The 22,233-nt window shown below is 74.0% G+C and carries 13 protein-coding genes and 1 pseudogene; 12 read left to right on the plus strand and 2 right to left on the minus strand.

The window, feature by feature from the left end; all coding sequences use genetic code 11:
* The 12 genes from KM933_RS14460 (at window position 1) to KM933_RS14515 (ending at window position 17,517) form a co-directional block, all read left to right on the plus strand.
* A complete protein-coding gene (locus tag KM933_RS14460; protein WP_221352062.1) occupies window positions 1–1,182 on the plus strand; it encodes a phage late control D family protein in 1,182 nt (393 codons plus the stop codon).
* Window positions 1,179–1,880 (plus strand): phage baseplate assembly protein V, encoded by a 702-nt coding sequence (locus KM933_RS14465; RefSeq protein ID WP_221352064.1) that lies wholly within the window; start codon window positions 1,179–1,181, stop codon window positions 1,878–1,880. Before KM933_RS14460 ends, KM933_RS14465 begins: the two co-directional genes overlap by 4 nt.
* Entirely contained in the window at window positions 1,877–2,299 is a 423-nt protein-coding gene (locus tag KM933_RS14470; RefSeq protein ID WP_221352066.1) for a GPW/gp25 family protein, read from the plus strand. The genes KM933_RS14465 and KM933_RS14470 overlap by 4 nt, the downstream gene beginning before the upstream one ends.
* A complete protein-coding gene (locus KM933_RS14475; protein WP_221352068.1) occupies window positions 2,296–4,275 on the plus strand; it encodes a putative baseplate assembly protein in 1,980 nt (659 codons plus the stop codon). The genes KM933_RS14470 and KM933_RS14475 overlap by 4 nt, the downstream gene beginning before the upstream one ends.
* The gene (locus KM933_RS14480; protein WP_221352070.1) at window positions 4,272–6,308 is read left to right on the plus strand and encodes a putative baseplate assembly protein; all 2,037 of its coding nucleotides are present in this window, start codon (window positions 4,272–4,274) and stop codon (window positions 6,306–6,308) included. Before KM933_RS14475 ends, KM933_RS14480 begins: the two co-directional genes overlap by 4 nt.
* On the plus strand, window positions 6,305–8,308 hold the full coding sequence (locus tag KM933_RS14485; protein WP_221352072.1) for a phage tail protein: 2,004 nt from the start codon (window positions 6,305–6,307) through the stop codon (window positions 8,306–8,308). Before KM933_RS14480 ends, KM933_RS14485 begins: the two co-directional genes overlap by 4 nt.
* A gap of 10 nt (window positions 8,309–8,318) precedes the next feature.
* Window positions 8,319–9,698, plus strand: coding sequence for a hypothetical protein (locus tag KM933_RS14490; RefSeq protein ID WP_221352073.1), 1,380 nt, complete (start codon window positions 8,319–8,321; stop codon window positions 9,696–9,698).
* A gap of 2 nt (window positions 9,699–9,700) precedes the next feature.
* Window positions 9,701–11,731: a hypothetical protein gene (locus KM933_RS14495; protein ID WP_221352075.1), complete on the plus strand. Its 2,031-nt coding sequence runs from the start codon at window positions 9,701–9,703 to the stop codon at window positions 11,729–11,731.
* On the plus strand, window positions 11,728–12,876 hold the full coding sequence (locus KM933_RS14500) for a hypothetical protein (protein ID WP_221352077.1): 1,149 nt from the start codon (window positions 11,728–11,730) through the stop codon (window positions 12,874–12,876). Before KM933_RS14495 ends, KM933_RS14500 begins: the two co-directional genes overlap by 4 nt.
* 89 nt (window positions 12,877–12,965) lie before the next feature.
* Entirely contained in the window at window positions 12,966–13,535 is a 570-nt protein-coding gene (locus KM933_RS14505) for a hypothetical protein (RefSeq protein WP_221352080.1), read from the plus strand.
* Window positions 13,532–15,268, plus strand: a complete 1,737-nt coding sequence (locus tag KM933_RS14510) for a hypothetical protein (protein WP_221352082.1) — start codon at window positions 13,532–13,534, stop codon at window positions 15,266–15,268. Before KM933_RS14505 ends, KM933_RS14510 begins: the two co-directional genes overlap by 4 nt.
* Window positions 15,269–15,321: 53 nt before the next feature.
* Window positions 15,322–17,517, plus strand: a complete 2,196-nt coding sequence (locus KM933_RS14515) for an ATP-binding protein (protein ID WP_221352084.1) — start codon at window positions 15,322–15,324, stop codon at window positions 17,515–17,517.
* Between the two features lie 319 nt (window positions 17,518–17,836).
* Here KM933_RS14515 and KM933_RS14520 read toward each other — a convergent pair whose 3' ends face one another.
* Window positions 17,837–18,736, minus strand: coding sequence for a HEAT repeat domain-containing protein (locus tag KM933_RS14520; RefSeq protein WP_430727314.1), 900 nt, complete (start codon window positions 18,734–18,736; stop codon window positions 17,837–17,839).
* 270 nt (window positions 18,737–19,006) lie between these two features.
* Window positions 19,007–22,233, minus strand: a pseudogene (locus KM933_RS14525) (hypothetical protein); the annotation flags it as partial.

Below are 22,233 nucleotides of genomic sequence, written 5' to 3' on the forward strand. Positions count from 1 at the left end.
ATGAGCTCCCCCACGCCCGAGGTCGCCTCCCCCGACCGGTACGCGCCCGAGTTCGAGGTGCGCATCGAGGGGCTGGAGATGGATCCCTCCACCAAGAACGACATCATCGACATCAAGGTGAACCGCGACATCGACGAGATGTCCGGCTTCGACCTCACCCTGAACAACTGGGACGACGCCGAGCTGAAGTTCAAGCACAGCGACTCGAAGAGTCTCCAGCTCGGCGGCCGGGTGTCCATCCGGCTCGGTTACGCCGACCAGCTGCTGACCGTCGCCACCGGGACCATCTCCACGCTCAGCCCCAAGTTCACCGACGGCGCGTCCCCCACCGTGGCGGTCAGCGGCGTCGACGGGCTGCTGCGGCTGAAGGACCGCAAACCCACCGAGAACGAGACCAAGATCTACCGCGACATGCCCGACTGGCGGATCGCCGAGCAGATCGCCCAGCGCAACCATTTGCGCATCCAGGTCACCCGGGAGGGCCCGGTCCACGACCGCGTGGTGCAGAAGAACCAGGACGACGCGAGCTTCCTGCTGGAACGCGCCAAACGGCTCGACTACGACTGCTACATCCTGCCGGACCCGGCCACCGGCGAGGACACGCTGTACTTCATCAGGCCCACCGACGGCCGGGACGGCCGGCCGATCCGCGTGTACCGGCTGGCCTACGCGCCCGGACTGTCCACCGGCCCCACGGACCAGCCCGCGGGGCTCGTCCCCAACCTGATCGAGTTCACCCCGACGATGACGATCTCCCAGCAGGTCAGCAAGGTCACCGTGCGCGGCTGGGACCCCCGTGCCAAACAGCCGATCGCGTTCACCGCGACCGCCGAGAACCTCCCGGCCGGACAGAACACGGCCGACGGCCAGAGCGGACCCGAGGCCGCCGAGTCCACGCTCGGAGGCCGCCAGGAGGTCATGGTCGACGCGCCCGTCACCAGCGACCAGGAGGCCCGCGAACTGGCGGTCAGCCTGCTGCGCGAACGCGCCTACGAGTTCATCACCGCGACCGGCAAGGTGGCCGGCCTGCCCGAGCTGCGGCCCGGCGACAACCTGGAGATCTACGGACTCGGCCGCCGGTTCTCCGGCACGTACTTCGTCAAGCGGGTCGAGCACACGCTCAACACCAGTGGTTTCTTCACCCAGTTCACCGGACGACGCATCCACCAGGGGGACCAGTGACGGCCAGGACCACGCCACGGGCCCGCTCCGCCGACAAGCGGTACTACGGGGTCGTCGAAGCGCTCGTCGTGGAGAGCGACGGTGACGACGAGGCCCGGGTCAAGCTGAGCTTCCCGTGGTTCGACACCACCACCGTCACCGACTGGTGCCGGGTGAGCCAGCTGTACGCGGGCAACGGCTACGGCGCCGTGTTCGTCCCCGAGACGGGCGACGAGGTGCTCGTCGGGTTCGTCCACGGCGACATGCGTTTCCCCGTCGTCCTGGGCGGCCTGTACAACGGCCGGGACAGGCCGCCCACCGCGCGCACGCAGGGACGCGACCAGAAGACGATCCGGACGAAACACGGCCACCAGGTGCTCCTGGACGACACCGCGTCCCAGGCCGCCGTCCGGATCACCTCGGCCGCCGGGCACGTGGTGGAACTGGACGACCGGGGCAGGGAGATCCGGATCACCGCCGCCGAGGGCGGCAGCGTGACCGTGTCCGCGCAGGGGGAGATCACACTCAAGGCGCCGAAGGTGACCGTCGACTCCTCCTCCATCGAACTCGGCGCCGGCGCCACCGAACCGCTCGTGCTCGGCAATGCGCTGCTGACGGCGTTCAACACCCACGTCCACCCCTCTGCCGCCGGGCCGACCGGCCCGCCGGCCGCGCCCCTCACCCCCGCCGTACTGGCCAAGAAGGCGAGGACGGCATGAGCGCGGAGTTCCTCGGAACGGGCTGGCGCTTCCCGCTCCTGCCCGACGAGACCGGACGGCTCGGCTACGCCGTCGGCGAGGAGAGCATCGAACACTGCCTGCGGGCGCTGCTGCTCACCGGCCGGGGCGAACGCGTCATGCGGCCCGGGTTCGGCACCCGCGCACAGGAGTCGCTGTTCGCGCCCGGCAGCGTGCAGAGCCTGCGCGATCTGGAGAACTCGATCGCCGAGGCCGTGCGCGCCGACGAGCCCCGGGTGGAACTCGACGAGGTGCGCGCGGAGACCGACCCGGCCGACGAGTCGCGGGTCACCGTCTCGGTCGTCTACCGCGTCCGGCGCAGCAACACCAAGGCGAACCTGGTGTTCCCCTTCTACGTCGGCCTCACCGGTCTCACCGGCCCCGCGGGGAGCACGCCGTGACCCTGCCCGCACCGAAGCTCGACGACCTCACCTGGGCCGACATGATGGCGGCCGTCCGCCGGCGCATCCCCGCCGAGTCGGACGGCACCTGGACCCTGCACGCACCCGCCGACCCCGGCGTCACCCTCCTCGAACTCTTCGCCCACCTCCTCGAACAGCGGCTGTACTGGCTCGACCAGGCACCCGACGCACTGGTTGTCGCCATCCTGCGGCTGCTCGGACTCGAACCGCCGCGCCCCGCCCGGCCCGCGGCCACGGTGCTGCGCCTGTCCGCCCGGCAGCCGGACACGGCCGTCCCGGTCGTCCCCGCCGGGACGGCGCTGACCCGCGACCCCACGGGACGCGTCGTCTTCACCCTCGACGACGACGTCACCGTCCTTCCGCTCGCCGTGGACGGCGCGGACGGCGCGGACGCAGCGGTCACGGTGTGGACCGACCGCGACCGCACCGCGGACCTGCGGGCCCGCCGGGGCGTCGCGCTCCTGGCGGGCGACGGCGCACCCGCGCAGGCACGGTTCACCCTGCCGCTCACCGGGGCGGAGCCCGCGCCCGGCCCGATCAGCCTCCTTCTCGAACTGGACGCCCCGGCCGCCTCCGCGGCGTCCTGGCTGCCCCGTGCGGTCGACGGCGTACCGCCGCCCGCGGAGCTGACCTGGTCCTGGTTCCGGCCGGACACCGGCCTGTCGGGCCCGTTCGAGAAGGTCGAGGACGGCACCGGCGGACTGCGGCGGTCGGGGATCGTCCGGCTGCACCCGCCCGCCGGCTGGACCACCCGGGACCGCGGCGTGACGGTGTCGACGCGGGCCGCGACGTACGCGACAGCACCCCTGCTGACCGCGCTCGCCGTCAACGTCTCCACCGCCCGCCACCGCCGGTCGTACACGGCACGGGGCGCCGGCCTGGCGGAGCAGATCCACGCATGGCTCAAACTCCCCGGCCAGCACCTCGTCCTGCCGGACGCCGCCGGCCGTCTCCTCGAAGCGGACGTACGCCTGGCCGGCGACGACTGGTCGCCCGTACCGGACTTCACCTTCGGCACGCCTGCCGACCGCGTGTACCTGCTGGACCGGACCGAGGGCGCGGTGGTCTTCGGCGACGGACTCACCGCCCGCATCCCGCACCCGGACCCCGCCCCCGCCCCCGACGTCGTGGTCGACTACGTGCTCGGCGGCGGCCGGGAGGGCAACGGCGGGCTGACCGGCAACTGGACCGCGACCCCCGACACCCCGGCGGAGATCGGCGCGCTCTCGGCCGCCAACCTCGTACGGGCCGAGGGCGGCGAGGAACCCGAGACGGTCGCCGCCGCACGACGGCGCGCGGCCGCCTCCCTCGGTGAGGTGACCCGCGCGGTCACCGCGGACGACTTCGTCACCCTCGCCCGGACGACCCCGGGCGTCGCGGTCGCCCGCGCCCACGCCTCCCCCGGCGAGCACCCGGGTTTCCCGTGCGACCCGGTGCCCGGCGCGGTGACCGTCCGCATCGTCCCGTCGGCCCCCCGGACCGACCCGGACCGGGAGGACTTCGCCGCCGCGCCGCGGCCCGACCCGGGCATGCTGTGCGCGGTCACCGCCCGGCTCGACGAGGCCCGGCTGCTCACCTCCGAGGTGTTCGTGCGCGGACCCCGCTACCGCGACGTGACGCTCCGCGTCGACCTGTCCGGCGGCCCGGCCGACCGCGCCCGGGTGTCCGGCGTGGTCACCGCCGCACTGCGCCGCTTCCTCGATCCGCTCGTCGGCGGCGAGGAACAGGAGGGCTGGCCGTTCGGGGAGGCGCTGCGCCCGTCGGCCGTCCTGCGGGCCGCGCAGCGGGCCCTGGGCGACCTCGCGGACGTCGCCGGGGTGGCGATCGGACTCGACGGGGCCGACCCGCGGGAGGACTGCGACGAAGTGCGGCTGGACGCCGGTGAACTGCCCGTGCTGCGGTCGGTCCGCACCCGGGTCGTGCCCGCCGCCGAACCGGGGGAGGGGCTGCTATGACGGGCGGACCGTGGTGGGAGAAGGACGCGCGGACCGAGGGGGACGTCGTCCCGGGACCCGGACCCTCCGGAGTCCAGCCGGAACTGGTCGAGGCGACCCGGGAGGCGGTCCGCGCCGCCGTACGCGGACGGATCGCCGGGTACACCCCGGACTGGACCGACCCCGACCGGCAGGACGCCGGTGTGGCGCTCGTACGCCTCTTCGGCACCCTGGCCGAACCCGTGCTCTCCCGCGTCAACCGGCTGCCGGAGAAGGTGCTGGCCGAGCACCTGGCCACGGCGGGGGTGCGCAGGCGGCCCGCCGGCGCGGCCGCCGCGCTGCTGGAGTTCAGCGCGAACCCGCCGGACGGCGCCTCCGTACTGGTGCCCGCCGGCTTCCAGAGCGTGGCCTCCACCCCGTCGGGCCAGGTCTTCTACGAGACGGACCAGGACCTGTACGTCACCCCGGCGACCCTGGGCGCGCTCGCGGTCCAGGAGTCCGGGACGCTGGAGGACCTGCCGCTCGGACCCGCGGGCCCCGGCCGCCCGTTCGCGCCGTTCGGCCGGGACCCGGAGCCCGGCAACGGCCTGTGGATCGGCCTCGCCGCGACCGCCGCCCCCCGGCCCCGCCTCTCGCTGGGCTTCGTGCTCGTCGCCGCGTCCCCGGCGCCCGTGGACTCCGGCGGCCCGGCGCCCCTTCCGCTGCCGCCCGCGCCGCTGCTGCGCTGGGACGTCCTCGACGGCACCCGGCTGGTGCCCGCGGAACTGGTGCGCGACTCCACGGGCGGCCTGAGCACCGACGGGACCGTCGAACTCAGGGTCCCGCGCTCCTGGGAGCCGGGCAGTCCGCCCGGCTCCCGGGCCCGGCCCCGGCTGCGCTGGCTGCGGCTGCGGATCGCCCACGGCACCTTCGGCGGCCCGGCGCCCGTACTGTCCGGCCTGCGGCTCAACACGGTCGCGGCCACCGCCGCCCGCACGTTCCGGGACGAACCGCTGCAACCGGTACGGACGCCGGAGGCCGACGGCCTGCGCAGGATGCTGCTCAGCCAGACGCCCGTCCTCGCCGGATCCGTCGTCATCGAGGTCGACGACGACGGGGACGGCGACGTGTTCGGCACCACGGCGGGCCGTCCCTCCCGCTGGCGGGAGGTGGAGAGCCTGGCCGCCCACGGCGCCGACGACCGGGTCTTCACCGTGGACCACGCGAGCGGTGAGGTGACCTTCGGGGACGGCGTCAACGGCGCGGCCGTCCCGCCCGGCTTCCGCAACGTACGGGCCGTGCGCTACCGGGTCGGCGGCGGCAGCGCCGGCGCCGTACGGGCCGGTGCCGTCAACGGGGTGGTGACCGCGCTGCCGTTCGTCACCGGCGTCACCAACCCCTTCCCGGCCACGGGGGGCACGGACGCCGAGCCCGACGCCGACGCGATGCGCCGGGGCGTCGGCCAGCTGCGGGCCCGGGGGCGGGCCGTGGCGCCGGCCGACTACGGCCTCCTCGCCACGCAGGCCCCCGGCGCGTCGGTGGCCCGCGCCCAGGGCGTGGCGGGCCTGCACCCCGGGCTGGCCGGAACGCGCATCCCGGGCGTCGTGGGAGTCCTCGTCGTACCGCCGGACGGCGGCACCGGTGAGCCACCGGTGCCCACCGCCGCCACGCTGCGGGCCGTCACCGCGTACCTGACCCGCGAGGCCGCCCCGGCCGGCGTCACCGTGGTCGCCGCCCCCGCGCCGTACCGGAGGGTCGCCGTGGAGGCATGGGTCGCCCTCGACCCGGACCTCGACCGCGCCGCCGTCCTGGCCGGGGCGGGCGACGCGATCCGTACCTACCTGGACCCGCTCACCGGCGGCGAGAACGGCGCGGGCTGGCCGTTCGGCGGCGCGCTGCGGCACACGCCGCTGGTGCGGCGGCTCCTCGCGGCCGACGGCGTCCTGGCCGTGTCCCGGCTCTCGCTCGTCGTCGACGGCGTACGGCAGCCGGCCTGCACCGACCACGCGATCCCGCCCCACACCCTCCTCTGGCCGGAACGCCCGCTGCTGATCCCGGTAGGAGACCGGACATGACGTGCACCCCGCACCCCGCGACCTTCCGCCTCCTCGACGCCCACGTCGGCTGGGAGGAGCCGGCCGGCGGCGAGCCGGGCGCGGACGGCATCGTCGGGTTCGACGACCCGGCCGGCCTCCGGCTGGCCCACCGCGGTCCCGCACCGGACGGACCCACCAGGGAGCAGCTGCTGCCCTGGTTCCCCGACCCTCGCCTCGCGCCGGGCCACGCCCCCCGCTCCTGGTACCTGCTCGTCCCGGACGGGCCGAAGCTGCTGCGCCGCGACGCCGGCACCGGCACCTGGATCCCCGTACGGCCGAACGCGTGCGGCCCCGGGCCGCTGCGCGAGCCCGTCTCCGTCGCCGCGCGGGACCACCGGCTGGCCGTGGTGGACGGCGACCGGGTGCTGGTGTGGCGCTGGGAGGGGGAGCAACTCGCCGGTGTCATCGAGACCGACGGGCCCCGGTGGGCCGCGCTCACCGCCGGGGAGGGGGTCCTCGTCGCCCGCCGCGGCGACACGGACCTGCGCCGGTTCGACTCGACGGGCGCCTTCCGCGGTGTGCTGCGCACCGGCGTGCGAGGAGAGGTCGCCGGGCTGCGCGCCGGGCCGGGCCGGACCGTCTGGCTGCTCACCGACGACCACGGCCGGCTGACGGTCCACCGGGGCACCACGGGCGGGGGGAGGCGGCGCGGCGCCTTCCGCACCGCCACCGTCGGGGAACTCGCCGCGGCACTGCCCCCGTCGGCGCTCGTCTCGGTGGACGAGGAAGGGTTCTGCCTGCGGGAGGCCGCCCCGGACGGCACCGTGACCACCTGTCACACCTGGCGGGGGCGGCCACGCACCACCCCGCCGACGGCGACCGCGCCTTATGCGACCAGCGGCTCGCTCCTCACCGGACCGATCGACAGCGGTGTCTCACGGTGCCGCTGGCACCGCGTCCGCGTGGACGCCGAGGTGCCCGCCGGTACAGCGGTCGCGGTCGCGGTCGTGGTCTCCGAGGACGACCGGTACGAGGAGAGCGACTGGCAGACGGCGCCTCCCGGAGTCACGGACTTCCTCGTCGACCAGCCGCCCGGCCGCCTCCTGCGGCTGCGGCTGCGGCTCACCGGGGACGGCGGCGCGACCCCGGTCGTACGCCGGATCCGCCTGGACCTGCCCCGGTCCACCAGCGCCGAACTGCTACCGCCCGCCTACCGCGTGGACCCGGCGGCCGACGACTTCACCGAGCGCTTCCTGTCCCTGTTCGACGCCTCGCTCGCCGACCTCGACCGGGTCGTCGAACGGTATCCGGCGCTCCTCGACCCGGCCGGTGCCCCCGACCGGGTGCTGCCGTGGCTGGCCGGACTGCTGGGGCTGTCCTTCGAGGCCGGCTGGGACGCCCGGACCCGGCGCGCGCTGCTGGAGGCGGCCCCGGAGCTGTACCGGCGCCGGGGCACGCCGTGGGCGCTGAAGGAGGCCGTACGCATCGTGTTCGGGGTGTGCCCGGTCGTCGACGAGCTGGCGGCGGACCGCCGGTGGGCGTCGTTGCGCGAGGCCGTCGGTCCCACGGGACAGGAACAGGGACAGAGGCAGGGACGAGGGCCGGGACTGGGCTCCGTACGGCTGTTCAGCCGGTCGGCGAGCCGGTTCCGGATCGGTGGTTCGCCGCTGGGCGCGGCGCCGCTGCGCGCCTTCGGAGCACCGGACGGCGACCCGCTCACCGCGCACGCGCACCGGTTCCGGGTGCTCCTGCCCACCGCGACGGTGGACGAGCGGGCACTGCGGCGGCTGGTGGAGCGGCAGGCGCCGGCGCACACGGTGGGGTCGGTACGGACCGGGCGCGGGGGCTTCGTGGTCGGCTCGCGGTCCACCGTCGGTGTGGACACGGCGTTCGTACCACTGCCGCCGCCCGTACTGGGCGGCGGACACCCGCTGCGGCTGGGCCGCGACGGGGTGATCGGACCAGGGCCGAGAGGGCCGCGCCGAGGGGTGGGCGTGGGAGTCGCCTCCGCCGTCGGTGTGCATACGCAGGCATGGTGAGAGGACAGCGATGACGGAGACAGGGACGCGAGGGCCGGAGGGGTTCGACGCGCCGCCGCTGCGCAGGCTGCGGTACTTCCACGGCCAGATGCTGGGCGCCAGGGACTTCCAGCGTGAACAGGAGTACCACCGCGAGAAGCTGAAGCTGCGCATGCGGTACCTGCTCGGGTACGGCGTGGTGTGCGGCCTGCTGGTGGAGCCGGCGGGACACGATCACGACGACCACCGGACGGAGCAGACGGAGCAGACGGAGCAGACGGAGCGGGCGGAGCGGGCGGAGCAAACGGGGCAGACGGGGCGGGCCGAAGGGACCCGGCAGACCGACCAGGGCGACCGGGACGACACGGACGCGGAGCGCACCCGGCACCGGGCCAGGGTGCGGCTCACCCCCGGTCTCGCCGTGGACTGCGACGGCAACGAGGTCGTGGTGCGCGGCGGTTGCGTCGTCGACCTGTGGAAGGCGCTGCCCCGGGACGAACGCGACACCGACACGGTCTGGGTCGGCATCCGGTACGCCGAGCGGGCCGTGGAGGCCACCCGCGCCGTCTACGACGACGCCTGCGCGGAGAGCCCGGACTGCGAGTACGGCTGGACGGAGGAGTGTTACACGGTACGCGTCACCGGGTGCGAGCCCCCGGTCGACGAACGCTGCGACACCTGCTGCTCCCCGTGCGGGCACGAGGTGCTCTGGCTGGCCAGGATCGACTGCGCGGACCGGCACGAACCGGTGCGCGAGGACCGGATCCGCATGGACGTCCGCCGCCCGTTCGGCCGGCACGTCCCCACGGTGGTGACCGGCGTCAACTGGATCCACGGGCACACCTACACCGTCGACGAGGCCAGGGCCCTGCTCGGCACCCAGGACGAGGACGCCGGACTGGTGGTGCGGTTCTCCGACGACGTCCGGACCGACTCGCTGCGCCCCGGCGTGGTCGATCTCCAGGTGATCGAGGGCGGCAGCGGCCGCAACGCCTCGACCTGGTACATGGGTGGCAGATTCGCCGAACCGGGCGACGACTGCGGCGAGTTCACCCGGGAGTTCCGTTACCGGCAGACGACGCGCGAGTCGCTGCAGGACGGTGATCGCGTGCTGGTCACCGTCCGGACCGCGTTCGTCCTGGACCGCTGCCGCCGCCCGGTCGACGGCACCCACGTCGGCGGGCGCGTACCGCTGATCGACACGCACCACCGGGACGCGGGCACCACCGGCACCCCTGACCCGGCCGGCACGACCGGTGCGACCGACCCGGCCGGTACGGCCGACCCCCCGGCGGAGACGGCCGGACACGGGGGACACGACGTCCCGCCGTCCGGTGTCGGGCCCTGGACGTCCGGCACCGGTGTGGGCGGGGACGTCTTCGAGAGCTGGTTCTTCGTGAAGGAGCGCTGATCATGCGAACCGACTGCGGATGCGGATGCGGGGGCGACGCCACCCGTGCCTCCGCCTTCGTGCGCCCCCGCTTCTTCGCAGGGCAACTGCTGACCGAGGACGACCTCGGTCTGCTCGTCGACTACATGACGGCGAAGGACAGGCTGCACAACCGGTCCCTGTCCGGGCCGGGCGTCGTCTGCGGACTCGACGTCGGCTGCGCGCCCTGTGGCGGCGGCACCGTGACGGTGCAGCCCGGACACGCCCTCGACAGCTCGGGCAACGACATCGTGGTGTCCTGCGCCGAGAAGGTCGACGTGCAGGCCCTGGTGCGGGAGCAGCGCGTCGCCGCCCTCGGGGTGGACTGCGAGGACCCCTGCGACGGCGACGGCGCACGCGGCTACGGCCTCTTCGTGCGCTACCGGGAACTGCCGGTCGACCCGGTGGCCCCGTACGCCACGGAGGAGCCCTGCCCCTCTCCGGGGTGCGTCCCCTCCCGGGTCCGGGAGGGCTACCGGTTCCTCGTCAGGCACGGTGACTTCGAGGACCACCGCCACAACCCGGGCACCAGGCTGCTCGCCGGACTCGGCCCCGTGCGCCGGGCCGACGAGGCCCGCGACCGCGACCGGCGGCTCGGCTTCTACACCGACGCCCTGTTCGCCGCGTTCCTCGGCACGGACCGCCCGTTCCGGTTCGACGACGCCGACGCGAAGCGGTACACCGACGGGCTGGCCTGGCTGCGTGAGAACGCCGCCGGGGAGGGGGCGCCGCCGCCGTCCGCCGCCCGGGAGATGGCGGAGCACGTCCGCGCACTGGCCGGCGCCGTCGCCCGGTTCGACACCCACGACCGCGCCGGACAGGACGAACTCACACGCACGCACCAGGAGCTCGCGTCCGTCCAGGAGGCCCGGCGGGTGCTCGGCACGGCCTGCGCCCGGCTGGGCGACGCGGACTGGGAGGCCGCGTGGCCGGCGGACCCGCTGCGCCGCTCGCTCGCCCGCACGGTGGTCACCGAGACCGCGGCACGGGTCGTACCCGAGGGCGGGGACGCGGAGGCCCCGCTGGAAGTCCGCCTGCTGGCCCAGGGCACACCGCTCGGCCACGCACTGCGGGTGGAGTTCCGCGCCGACCTCGTCCTGATCCGCAAGTGGCTCCTCGGCCGTCTGGAGGAGGGCCCCGGCGTCGGCGACTGCACGCTGCGCACGAAGGTCGCCGCCCTCGACGTACCGCCGCCGCTGCCGTCCCCGCCACCGGACAGCGTGGAGCGCACCACCCCCGCGGAACTCCGGTGGATCGCCAAGGCGGCCGCCGGGCTGACCGCGGCGGTACGCCGGTTCGTGACCGACACGGCGTGCGCCACGCTGAACCCGCCGTGCGGCGACAGCACCGACCCCGACGTCCTGCTCGCGCGGATCGAACTGAAGGGCTGCGACGTCGTACGGATCTGCTCCGCCACCCGGGAACAGGTGCTGCCGGGCGGATCGGCGTACGGGGAGTGGCTGCCCAAGCTCTACCGGCTGCGGGAGCTGGCCGAGCGGCTGTGCTGCGAGCCCCCGCCGTGCGAGGGGGAACCGCAGCTGTCGTCGCAGGGCCCCGTCTCGCGTCCGTACGCCGAAGGGCTGCTCGGTGACTGGCCGCGCACCGGGGACCTGGAGGAGATGCTCTCCCTGCTGCTCACCCCGGCCCCCGGCGAGACCCCGCCCAAGTCCCTGCACGAGCAGGTCTACACGACCCCCAGCGAAGTGACCGACAGCATGCAGGAACTGGCCGTGCTCAGGACGCGGGTCACGGACCTGACAGCGGCGCTGGAGGGTCTGCGGGCCCAGCTGGGCAGCGCGCAGCAGCAGGTGGCCCGGGTGGCGGAGCGGGTGCCGGAACGGCTCGGTTCCCGCCTGGAGGAACTCGAGAGCGCACCGCGGGGCGACGACGAGCCACCCACGGATCCGGCCGATCCGGCTGATCCGGCTGATCCGGCCGAACCGCCCGGTCCGGCCGTCCCTCCGGCGAAGCGGGCCAGGTCGCCCCGCAACCGGAAGCCCGGTGAGACGCCATGACGGGCCCGCTGCGCCCTGTCTTCTCCGAAGGGCAGGTGCTCGCCGCCGCGGACCTGTCGGCCACGGTGGAGTACGCGCGCGGCCTGTCCGGCCGGCACGCGCGCCACCTGCACGACTGGGGGATCGCGGAAGGACTCGCCCTCGTCACGGAGCCGCGCACCGACCCGGTGACGGGCGCACGCCACGTGGAGGTGAGCGTGTCGGCGGGGTACGCCGTCGACGGCACCGGCCGCGAGCTGGTCCTCACCGAACCGGTCGTGCTGCGGGAGAGCGACTTCGAGGAGGTCAACGGCGCGAGCTCGGCGCAGGACGCGCAGGACGAGCCCTACCCGGTCTTCCTCGCCGCCGTCGACCGCGAGCCGGCCGCGCCGCCCCGGCCGGACTCGTGCGGGGGCACGGGGGCGAGGACGCGGGTGGAGGAGTCGTACCAGATCCTCTTCGGGCGGCTCGGCGACGAACTGCTGGTCGACGGCCAGCGGCCGCCGGCGATCGGCGCCGCCCCCGCCGACCCGCCGGTGCGCTGGCTCGTCCTCCTCGGCTACGTCCACTGGACGGACGGCCACTTCGGCGGCGTCGCGACCAGGGCCCGCGGCGTCCCCGTGCGCTTCGCCGGGGTGCGCGCGGACACCGTCTCGGCCCAGTCGGGCGCACTGACCCTGCGCACGGGCACGGCGGTGCAGGAGGGCAGGCCCGCGATCGTCCTGTCCGGCGGCGACCAGCCCAGTCTGGTCTTCGGCCTGTACCAGGGCAGTGGCACGGTCGCTCCGCTGATGACCGTGGCGGCCAACGGCAACCTGACGATCGAGGGCAGCTTCAGCGGCCGGATGCCGGTCGGCAGCACCCTCGTGACCTCGGGGACGGCCACCGACGGCATGCTCCTGCCGCTGCCCGCGGGCATCACGGCGGAACAGGTCGCCGACGGCCGGGCCCTCGTGCACGTCCACCTGACCCCGCGCGTTTCGCCCGCCCGGGAGGAGTCGGTGCTCCACGTCCCCGCGGAGGCGACCGTCGACGCCGACCTGCGCGTGCGGTGCCGGGCACGCCTGTACGACCCCCTGAACGCCCCGGGCGAGGTCGTCGAGCGGCCCGGCGCGGTCGACTTCCTCGTCGTGGCGGCGGTCCCGGCGACGAACGGCGGTGGCTGACGATGCCGGCGACGGTGTTCTCCACGACGAACGGCGGTGGCCGACGATGCTGACGACGACGCTCCCCGTGACGAACGGCGGTGGCTGACATGACCCTCTGCGTCGTGTACGCGCCCGACACCGGCCATGTCCTGGGCGCGCTGGCGCTCACCGGCGCCGAAGCCCCGGCGACCGACCCCGCCGCACTCGTCGGCCCCGTCCTGCCCCTGCGGGTCCTCCTCGGCGCCGGCCGCACCGCGACCCTCCCGGTCGACGCGCGGAACCTGGCCGTGGCGGCCGTGGACGCCGAACCGGGCGCGTTCGACGAGCCGTCGGCCTTCGCGGTCGAGCAGGGGTCCGGGAGCGGCTCCGGCCCGAAGCCGGCGCTGCTGCGCCTGCAGGCGTGGAAGGACGGGATCCTGCTGACGGCGAAGGACCTCACCGTCACCCTGCCCGCACCCGTCCCCTCCACCGCCCGGCTGACCGCACTGGTCTGCGACGACCAGGTCACCCATGTGCTCGCGGGGGAGATCCCCGCCGGCCGGAACGAGGTGAAACTGCCGGTGACCCTCGACAAGGACACCCCGTACGGGGTGCTGGTACTGGTGAGCGGCTGGGCGGGCCGGCTGGAGAAGGTGAGATCGGAGAAGACGGAACCGGAGAGGACGGCACGGACATGACCGCACCCGGCCCCCGGGCGACCGGGGAGATCGCGGTGCGCCACTGCACGGTGACGGTGGTCCGCAGCGGTGGCTGGAGCTGGGGACCGGACCCGCGCGCCCTGGTAGACCAGGTCGTCGACGCCCTCCCCGAGGCGCTGCGGGACCACTTCGCGCAGCAGCTCGCGGGCGACGGCCCGGACGTGGAGATCACCGAACCGGTGACCGTCACCGTCCGGCCGGACGGGACGCCCGCCGAGGTGCGGATCACCCCGGCGGGCGGGGCGGAACCACCGGTGGACGCGTCCGCCGCGCGGCCGGTGCCGTTCGGGGAGTCCTTCGCCCCGGCCCGGCCGCCGTGGGCCGCGCCACCGGCCGCCGCGCTCTTCCGCGAACTCGCCGAGCGCGACGAACTGGACGCGTTCCTGGCACTCCTCCCCGACCGGTCGCTGCGTGTCTACCTCCTTGCCCTGCTCGCGGAGGACGACGCGTCGGCCGGTCCGCTGTTCGCCGAACTCGCCCGGCGGGCCCTCCTGGCCGGTACCGCGGGGGCGCTGCCCGGGCACCTGCGCGCCACCGCCCCCGGAGCGGACCCGAACCGGCTCCTGGCGGATCACGCCGCGTCGGCGACCCGCGAGGAGATCACCGGGCTCGTACGGTCCCTGTCCGCGGGGCCGGACGGCCCGGGGCAGCCGGACCGGGCCGCCGGGGAGCCGCCCCGGCCGGTTGGGGGCGCCCCGGTGCCGTGCGCTCCCGGGCAGGAGGTGCGGGTCTGCTCCGTGCTGCCGTTCCTGCTCGCCGGACCGCTGGCGCGGATCGGATACCTCGACGCGGTCGGGCCCGCCCTGGCGGGCATCGAACTGGCCGGCCGGGCACCGCTGTTCGCGGCCGCCCTGGCGTACAAGGTGCTGGGCGCCACCCCGCGGGGCTGGCGCCGCACCGAGCAGGACAGGGTGGCGGCGGCCGCCTTTGCCGGCCTCGACCCGCCCGTGCCCGAGGAGGACCTCACCGACTTCGCCCGGCGCGCGCGTCCCGCGCTCCCGCTCCTGGACGGCGTCCTGGCGCTCTCGGTGTGCCGGGGCCACGACCCCGCCGACCCCCTGCTGATCACCGGGACGGACGACGGGCTGCTCCTCGTCGACGCCCAGGGCATGTTCCCGATCGCCTGGGCGGAGGACACCGCACGGCTCCTGCCGTACTGGCGGACGTGCGGACGACCGCCCGTACTGATCTGCGAAGGCCCCCTCCCGTCCGGGGCGATGCGCGAACTGGCGGCGGCGGGCGTGCCGTTCACGACCGCCGTACCGCCCCTGCGTGGCGACCCGGTGACCCGGCTGCCCCTGCGCCCTCCGCTGTGGGCGGCGGGAGACCGGCCCCCGGACCCACGGCTCGCCGCGGAACTGCCCGGCCACGCGGCACGGCTCGCGGACCTGGTCACCGCGCTGACCGTGGAACGGAGGGCGGTACCGCTCGCGGACGACGGCTCCCTGGAGCGGACCGTCACCCTGGCCGCGGCACTGGGCCTGTCCACGATCGCCTGGACGCTGTGGCGCGGCCGGGAGACACCGCACCCCCTGCCGGCCCTGGACCGCTTCGCCGACCTGGACGCCACGGTCCGCTTCGAGGCCGACGCCGTACGGGTGCGCGTCCCGCTGGGCCGCCGCCACGCCGACCTGCTGCGCGGCGGACTGCTCACCGACGTCCCCGACGTGGTGTGGCTGGCCGGCCGGACCCTGACGTTCTCGGGCGGGTGACGGGGAGGATGACGGGGAGGACTGCGGGAAGGGCGACGGGAAGGGCGACGGACATGGGAGAACCGGCGGCCGAACATCTGCGGATCCGCCTGGGGGCCCTGCACCGGGCCCTGCGCACCGCCGTCGAACGGCAGGCACGGATCGCGGCCAGACTCACCCGGCCGGACCTCACGCCGTACTGCGTGACCGACGAGCAGGTCGGTGTCCTCCTCGACGAGGTCCACGGCCTGACGGAGGCCATGACCGGGCCCCGCACACCGCAGCACCCCGAGCCGGAGTCCGAGCAACTGCTCAGACGGCGTGTGTCCGCCGCGGGCGCCACCCTCCCGCTGGACGCGCTGGCCACCCGGTTCGGTCTGACCCGTGCCGACCAGGACGCACTGCTCCTCGTCGCCGCACCCGAACTGGACCGCGGGTACGAGCGGATCTACGCCTACATCGTGGACAACCTGAACCGGCGGCTGCCGAGTGTCGAACTGCTGGTCACGGTGGGCGCGCTCGGCACGGCGGGCACGGCGGGTGCGGGGGACACGGCGGGTGCGGGGGACACGGACGGCGCCGGAAGCGCGGCGGCCCGGCTCGCCCTGCGCCGCACCCTCGGCCCGACCGGACCCCTGCGCCGGTACGGCCTCCTGCGCGCCCACGGAGAGGCCGCGATCGAACTCTCCCAGGAGCTGCTCCTGGGGCCGGGCGTACTGGAGTTCCTGCTGGGCTGGACCGGCGACGTCGGTCTGCTCGGCCACGACCCCGGCGAGGTGGCGGAGCCGGACCCCCGCGTACGCGCCCCGCACCTGTCCTCGGACCGCCTCGTCCGGCTCGGCCGCGCGCTGGGAGCAGGCGACATCGACCTGGCCGGGCTCTGGGGGTCCCCGCCGGACGGCCAGCTCGACGCCGTACAGGCCCTGGCGCGGGCGGCGGGAGCACCGCTGCGGCAGCTGACGGCGGACCCCTGGACCGATCTGCGGACGGCGGCGGCGCTGGGCGCGGTGCTGTGGATCCCGACGGACGACCTGCACGGCGGACCGCCCGACGGACAGCACGGGCAGCACGGGCAGTACGGGCAGCATGCCGAGCTGGTGTCGGCCGCGCTGCTCCACTCCCGCGTACCGGTGTGCCTGACGGGGCTGAGGCCCTGGCGCCCCGCGGGCCTCCTGGCGTCCCGTGCGTACGCCGAACTCACGGTCCCCGTACCGGCCCTGACCGACCGGCGCGCCATGTGGTCGTCCGCGCTGCCGGCCCTGGAGGGCCCTCTCCTGGAGGACCTGGCCACCCGCTACCGGATGAGCGGAGGCGAACTGCGCGCGGTGGCGGCGGTCGCCGGCGCCGGCGCCCGGCTGGCCGGCAACGGCCGCCCGGAACCCGTCTCCCGCCACGTCGAACCCGCCATCGCCACGGTCACCCGCGGCCGCAGCGGCAGCGGCGTCCAGGCCCTCGTGCCGCGGCGCACCGTCGAGGACCTGGTCCTGCCCGAGGCCCAGCTGAACCAGATCCTGGAGATCGCCTCCGCCTGCCGCGCCTGGCCGCGCATCGCCGAGACGTGGGGCTTCGCCCGCCGCACGGCGCACGGCGGCGTCAAGGCACTCTTCACGGGGGAACCGGGCACGGGCAAGACGATGTCGGCGGAGATCGTCACCGGCATGCTGGGCCTGGAACTGCTGAAGGTGGACCTCGCCCAGGTCGTGTCGAAGTGGGTGGGGGAGACGGAGAAGAACATGGAGGCGGCGTTCCGGCAGGCGGAGGAGAGCCAGGCGGTGCTGCTCTTCGACGAGGCCGACTCCCTGTTCGGCAAGCGCGGGGAGGTGAAGCACGGCACGGACCGCTACGCCAACCTGGAGATCGGCTACCTCCTGCAACGCCTGGAGGCGAGCGACGGACTGGTGATCCTCACCAGCAACCTGAAGGACAACATCGACCCGGCGTTCACGCGCCGCTTCCACTTCGTGGTCCACTTCCCCCGCCCGACCGCGCCGGAGCGCCGCCGGCTGTGGCGCCTGGCCTTCCCCCCGGAGGCCCCGCTCGCCCCCGACGTGGACCTGGACGTCCTGGCCCGCCTGGACATGACGGGCGCGGGCATCGCCGCCGCGGCCCGCACCGCGGCACTGGCGGCGGCGGACACCGACAGCGCTACGATCGGCATGCGCCACGTGGTACAGGGCGTGGCCCGCCAGTTCCAACGAGAGGCCCGCCTGCTCCGCCCGGCCGAACTCGGCCCTCACGCCCATCTGCTCGACGACATGTCCCAGGGGTGACACGGATGCTGCCCACCGAACCACCACTGTCGCTGCACCGGTTGGTGGCACCTGTGCCGCCGGCCCGTGCGCAGGACGCAGGGACGGCCGCCCGCCAGGTCAAACCGGCGGCCGTGGCACCCGTGGCCGTGAGCAACGCGGCGCTGGCCCGTGCGGCGCACCATCCGGCCTCAGGAGGACCGATGCTCCTGGCAGTTCATGACCAGACGGGCAACGCGGCAGTGGTCAGGTCGGCCCTTCGTACGGCGCCGACCATGTCACCGCCCCTGGCGATCGTGGCACCGAAGCGTGGGACTGCTCCATGACCAATCCCCGGACCCTATTCCCGGCTCGGGGGCGGCATCGGCCGGGGACGGCCCCACTTGTGGATTCGGCCAGGGGTGAACGGGACATCGCGTACGGAATGCAGAGCCGCTTCGAGGCCGTGCCGGGCGTACGAGGCGGGGACGTCGACGCCGGTGAGGACCTGTAGTTCCGCGGCGATGGAGATCCGCAAGCGCTCCTCGTCGGTGAACTCCTCGATCAGATCGGTGAGGGCGACGGGCACGCCGAAGCGGTGGCAAACCGTCGGGTCCAGGGTGTCCCGCAGTTCCCGCCACTGCTCGTCCGCGAACGGCACCTCCTGCGGATCGCCGCTCAGGGCGAGGCCCGCGAGGTCGCCGAAACGGATCAGAGCGTTGTACCGGACCTGGTTGTCCGGGTCTTCCCGGGCGCTCCGCAGCAGCAAGTCGGCGGCCGCGGGCGACCCGATGAGGAAGACGGGGTCGACGGCTGCCCGACGGACCTCGGCGCCCGGGTCGGTGAGCGCCTGCGTCAACCGGTGCAGGGTGTCCTCGTCAAGGACCCACCGGAAGGCGCCGACGGCGAGGGCCCGGCCCGATTCGGAGCGATGGGCCAGGAGGGGGCGGACGGCCGCCGCTCCGCTGTGGTCGCCGGTCGACGAGAGCGCGATGGCCGCCTCGACCAGCAGCAGGGGCCACTGCGGGTCGGTCGCCTCGCNATGGCCGCCTCGACCAGCAGCAGGGGCCACTGCGGGTCGGTCGCCTCGCGGCGCTGTTCCGCGAGGACCGCACGGAGGACCTCGGCCGTTGCCGGACGGACCACCCCTTGGAGGGCTTCTGCCGCCGCTGCCCGGGCACTGTGCGGCGCCGTGCGGTCGGCGAGGACGGCCTCGACCTCGTCCGGTCCTTCGGAACCGTCGCTGCGGGCCAGCGCCCACAGGACGGCCGAGACCAGAGCGAAGGGTCCCGTGCCGGTGTGTGCGAGCAGGACGGGAACGGCCTCGGGAGCGGTGCTGCGTCGGACGACTTCATGGAGCAGGGGGTGATGGCGGTCCGCGCGCTCCCCGGCGATGTCGAGGACGCTGCGCAGTGCCCCGGGACCGGCGGCGAGCAGGGCCCGGACCGCCTGCTCGGCGCGGGCTGCATCCCCCGCCGCCTCGGAAGCGAGCGCTTCGTTCACAAGATTTTCATGTCCGCTCATGCAGCACCTAGGGAATGTCCTTCTTGATTTCGGGCTTGAGCCAGTTCTCGAAGAATGTCGTGATCGGGCTGTGCTGGTGGTTCCTGATGAAGATCAGGTTGTGGAGGTCGTTGGAGCCGCCCCAGTTGACCGGGTTGATGTGGTGCTCCTCCCAGCGCCGGCTCCCGTCCAGCCACAACTCCAGCCAGTGCATCCCGTACCGTCGGGCCACCTCGTTCTTGGCGCCGTTCTCTGCCAGGTGGCGACTCCCCGCCACCTTCCAGCTGGGATTCTTTGCGATGAGGGCGTCCTTTTCCACTTCCTTGAGGCGAGTCAGCTCCGCTCGCCAGGTGGCCGTGAACTGGGCACCGCCGGTGGCGCCGCTGGGGACGGTATAGGTACCCGCCGGGCGCGGGACATTGCCGTTGGCGCGGTTGAGGAAGGCGTTACCGGGATGCTTGTCGACGGGGCGCAGGGCGTCGTACCTGCTCCAGGCCGCGGGAACGAGGTCCGCGTATTTCCCCGTGAAGGCGTTGGGTCCGGTCTTCTTCGCCTTGTAGAGGCCGGGGCCGCCACCTTTGATCTGGTCCGGAGGACTCTTCCTGCGAGGGTTGATCACCGCCTCGAAGTGAATGGTCGTGATTCTGCTCGTCCGGTCGGACCCGGAGCCCTGATGGCCTTCACCCCCTTCGACGACGAGGGTGAGGGACGACAACTTGTGACGGCGGCGGATCGCCGGCAGTCCCTTGCGTACACGGTCGACGGTCGAGTCCGGTTTCACCAGCCCGCGCGCGTCGCGGAGCGAGGCGTCCAGGGCCTCTTTCTGCTGTTGCGTCGTGCGCTTGTCCTTCTTCTTGAACTTCGACGCCATCTTGGCCCAGAGCTTCTTCACCAGCCCCACGATCTTGTCGATCACCCAGTCCACCGCGCGGTTCACCGGCTTGGTCAGGGTCTGGACGATCTGTTTGACCTTCGAGGCGATGCCGCCTACGCCCACCAGGGCCGCGAGGAAGCCCAGGAGGACCGGGACGGAGCGGGCCAGGGCGCGTTCGATCAGGGCGGGGACGCCTCCGCTGCCGCCCCGGGCGATCGCGATGACCGCGTCCAGCACCGCGTTCACGAACTCGAAGATCTGGCGGGCCTGCGTGACCACGAACGTGACGATGTCGATGATGAGCTTGACCGCGCGGACGAACGCGGACGCCGGGTTGAGCAGTGAGAGCACCCACATGATCCCGGCCTGGACGATCGTGGGGGTGACGTACTTGATCACCTTGTCCAGGAGGTCCTTCTTCAGGTCGCCGACGCGGGACTTGAGGTCGTTCCACATGCCGGCGACGCCGCGTTTGCGGACCTCCGCGACCAGCGGGACCGACGTCTCCGCCGCCGTGACGGCCGGTTCCATCCCCGGGACCTTGCGCACGATCCTGGAGCGGATGCTGGTCCAGGTCAGGCCGGCCAGCGAGCCGAGCATCGTCACGATGCCCTGGGTGTCGAATTTCGCGGGCAGCTGGATGCCGGCCTCTGCCGTCCTGCCCAGCAGCCAGGACATGATGCCCTGCTGCAGGTGGCGACCGATGTTGCGCAGGAACAGCTTCAGGCCCGCGCCGACCGCCGTCACCAGGTTCTTCAGGAAGCCGATCGGGTCCTTGAGGATCAGCATCACCGCCTGCGCGGCCTTCGCCAGCACCGACAGCAGCAGGTTCTTCAGCTCGATGATGGTGTTGATGACGCCCTTGACCGCGTCCACGGCCTTGGCGACCAGGCCCTTGTTCTTCTCCTTCTCCGCCGCGATCTCGTCGTCGACGGACTTCAGCGCGTCGGTGTACTTGGTGGCGAGGGTGTCGACGAGCTCGGTGCCCTTGTCGTCCACGGACCGGGTGAGTTCGTCGAACTTGTCGGTGAACTCGGCCGCCGCCTGCCGGCCGATCGCCCGCAGGTCGGCGGGCAGCTTCTGCACCGCGTCCCGCATCTCGGTCCGGCCCTGCGCGATACGCCGCTTCGCCCGGTTCAGCTCCGCGCCGATCGTGTCGGCGACGTCGGAGATGACCTGGCGCATCCGGCGTACGTAGTTGGCGCGCGCCTCCTCGAAGATCGTGTCGGCTTCCTTGGGCAGCCCGGCGAACAGGTCCCGCAGCCAGCGAGCCTTGCCGTCCCAGCCCGAGTACCGGCGGTCCTTGTACTCCTCCATCTTCCGCTTGTGCTCGGCGGTGAAGGCGTCCCGCGCCTGCTTCTCGCCCCGGCTGAACTGGGTGTCGACCAGTTTGTCCAGCCCGTCCAGGATGCCCTGGACGTCCTTCTGCATCGTGTCGAAGACGCCTTGCAGCAGCGTCGTGACCTGGACCCTCTTCTCCTCGTCCCGGCCCTTCGCGCCGCCCTTGCCCGCGTCGACCTGCTGCCCGGTCAGATTCCGCCGGGCCCCCATCGCCCCCATCGCCGCGGTGCCCAGCCGCTTCGCCCGCGCGGTGGCGGAGTTCAGCTCCTTCTTCTCGTGCCCGCGCATCCTGCCGGGCGCCACCGCGGAATGGCGCTCGGCGGCCTTCTTCTCGCCCAGCGCCTTCCTGAAGGTGGGCTCGTTGGACTTCTGGAGCTGGGTCTCGGTGACCTGGGCGCCGGCCATCTGCCGGTCGACGGCCGCGGGGCCGGCGGACAGATCGGTGGCCGACGGCGGCAGCTTGTCCGGTACGGCCTGTGCCGCATCGGGTGCCCCCGGAGCGCCGGGCGGCCGGTCCGCGGTCATCGGTACGACCTTCTTGGGCACGGCCGCCGAGGTGTCGGGCGGCGCGGCGGTCGTGGTGGCGATCTGCTGGGCCGAGTCCGACTTTCCCTCGCCGACCTTGCCGTCCACCTCCGCGCGGACCTCGTCGGCCTTGCCCGAGTCGGCGAACTTGTCCGCCTCGTCCAGGTTCTTGGGCGCCTTGTCGGCGATCGCCTTCTCGACCGCCCTGATGAACGCGTCCTTGTCGAACTCCTTGGGCTCGGCCTCGTTCATCTGCTCGGCGTTGGCGGTCTTGCCCTGCGCCTCGGCGTCGTCCTTGGGCGGCAGGGCCGCGTCCTGCGCCGCGGCCGCCTCGGTCCGCGGCGGCGGGTGGGAGGCCGCCAGTGTGCGTTTCTTGTGCCCCACGTCCTTCTTCAGCTTCGCGAACTTCGGGTCCGCGTCCGGACCGGGCCTCGCCTTGACCTCCTGCGCGCCGGCAGGGGCGGCCGCGGCTGGGGCGGCCGCGGCCTCAGCCGGGTCCGGCGCCGTGGGCGCGG

This window comes from Streptomyces beigongshangae (assembly GCF_019710745.1).
GTDB lineage: Bacteria > Actinomycetota > Actinomycetes > Streptomycetales > Streptomycetaceae > Streptomyces > Streptomyces beigongshangae.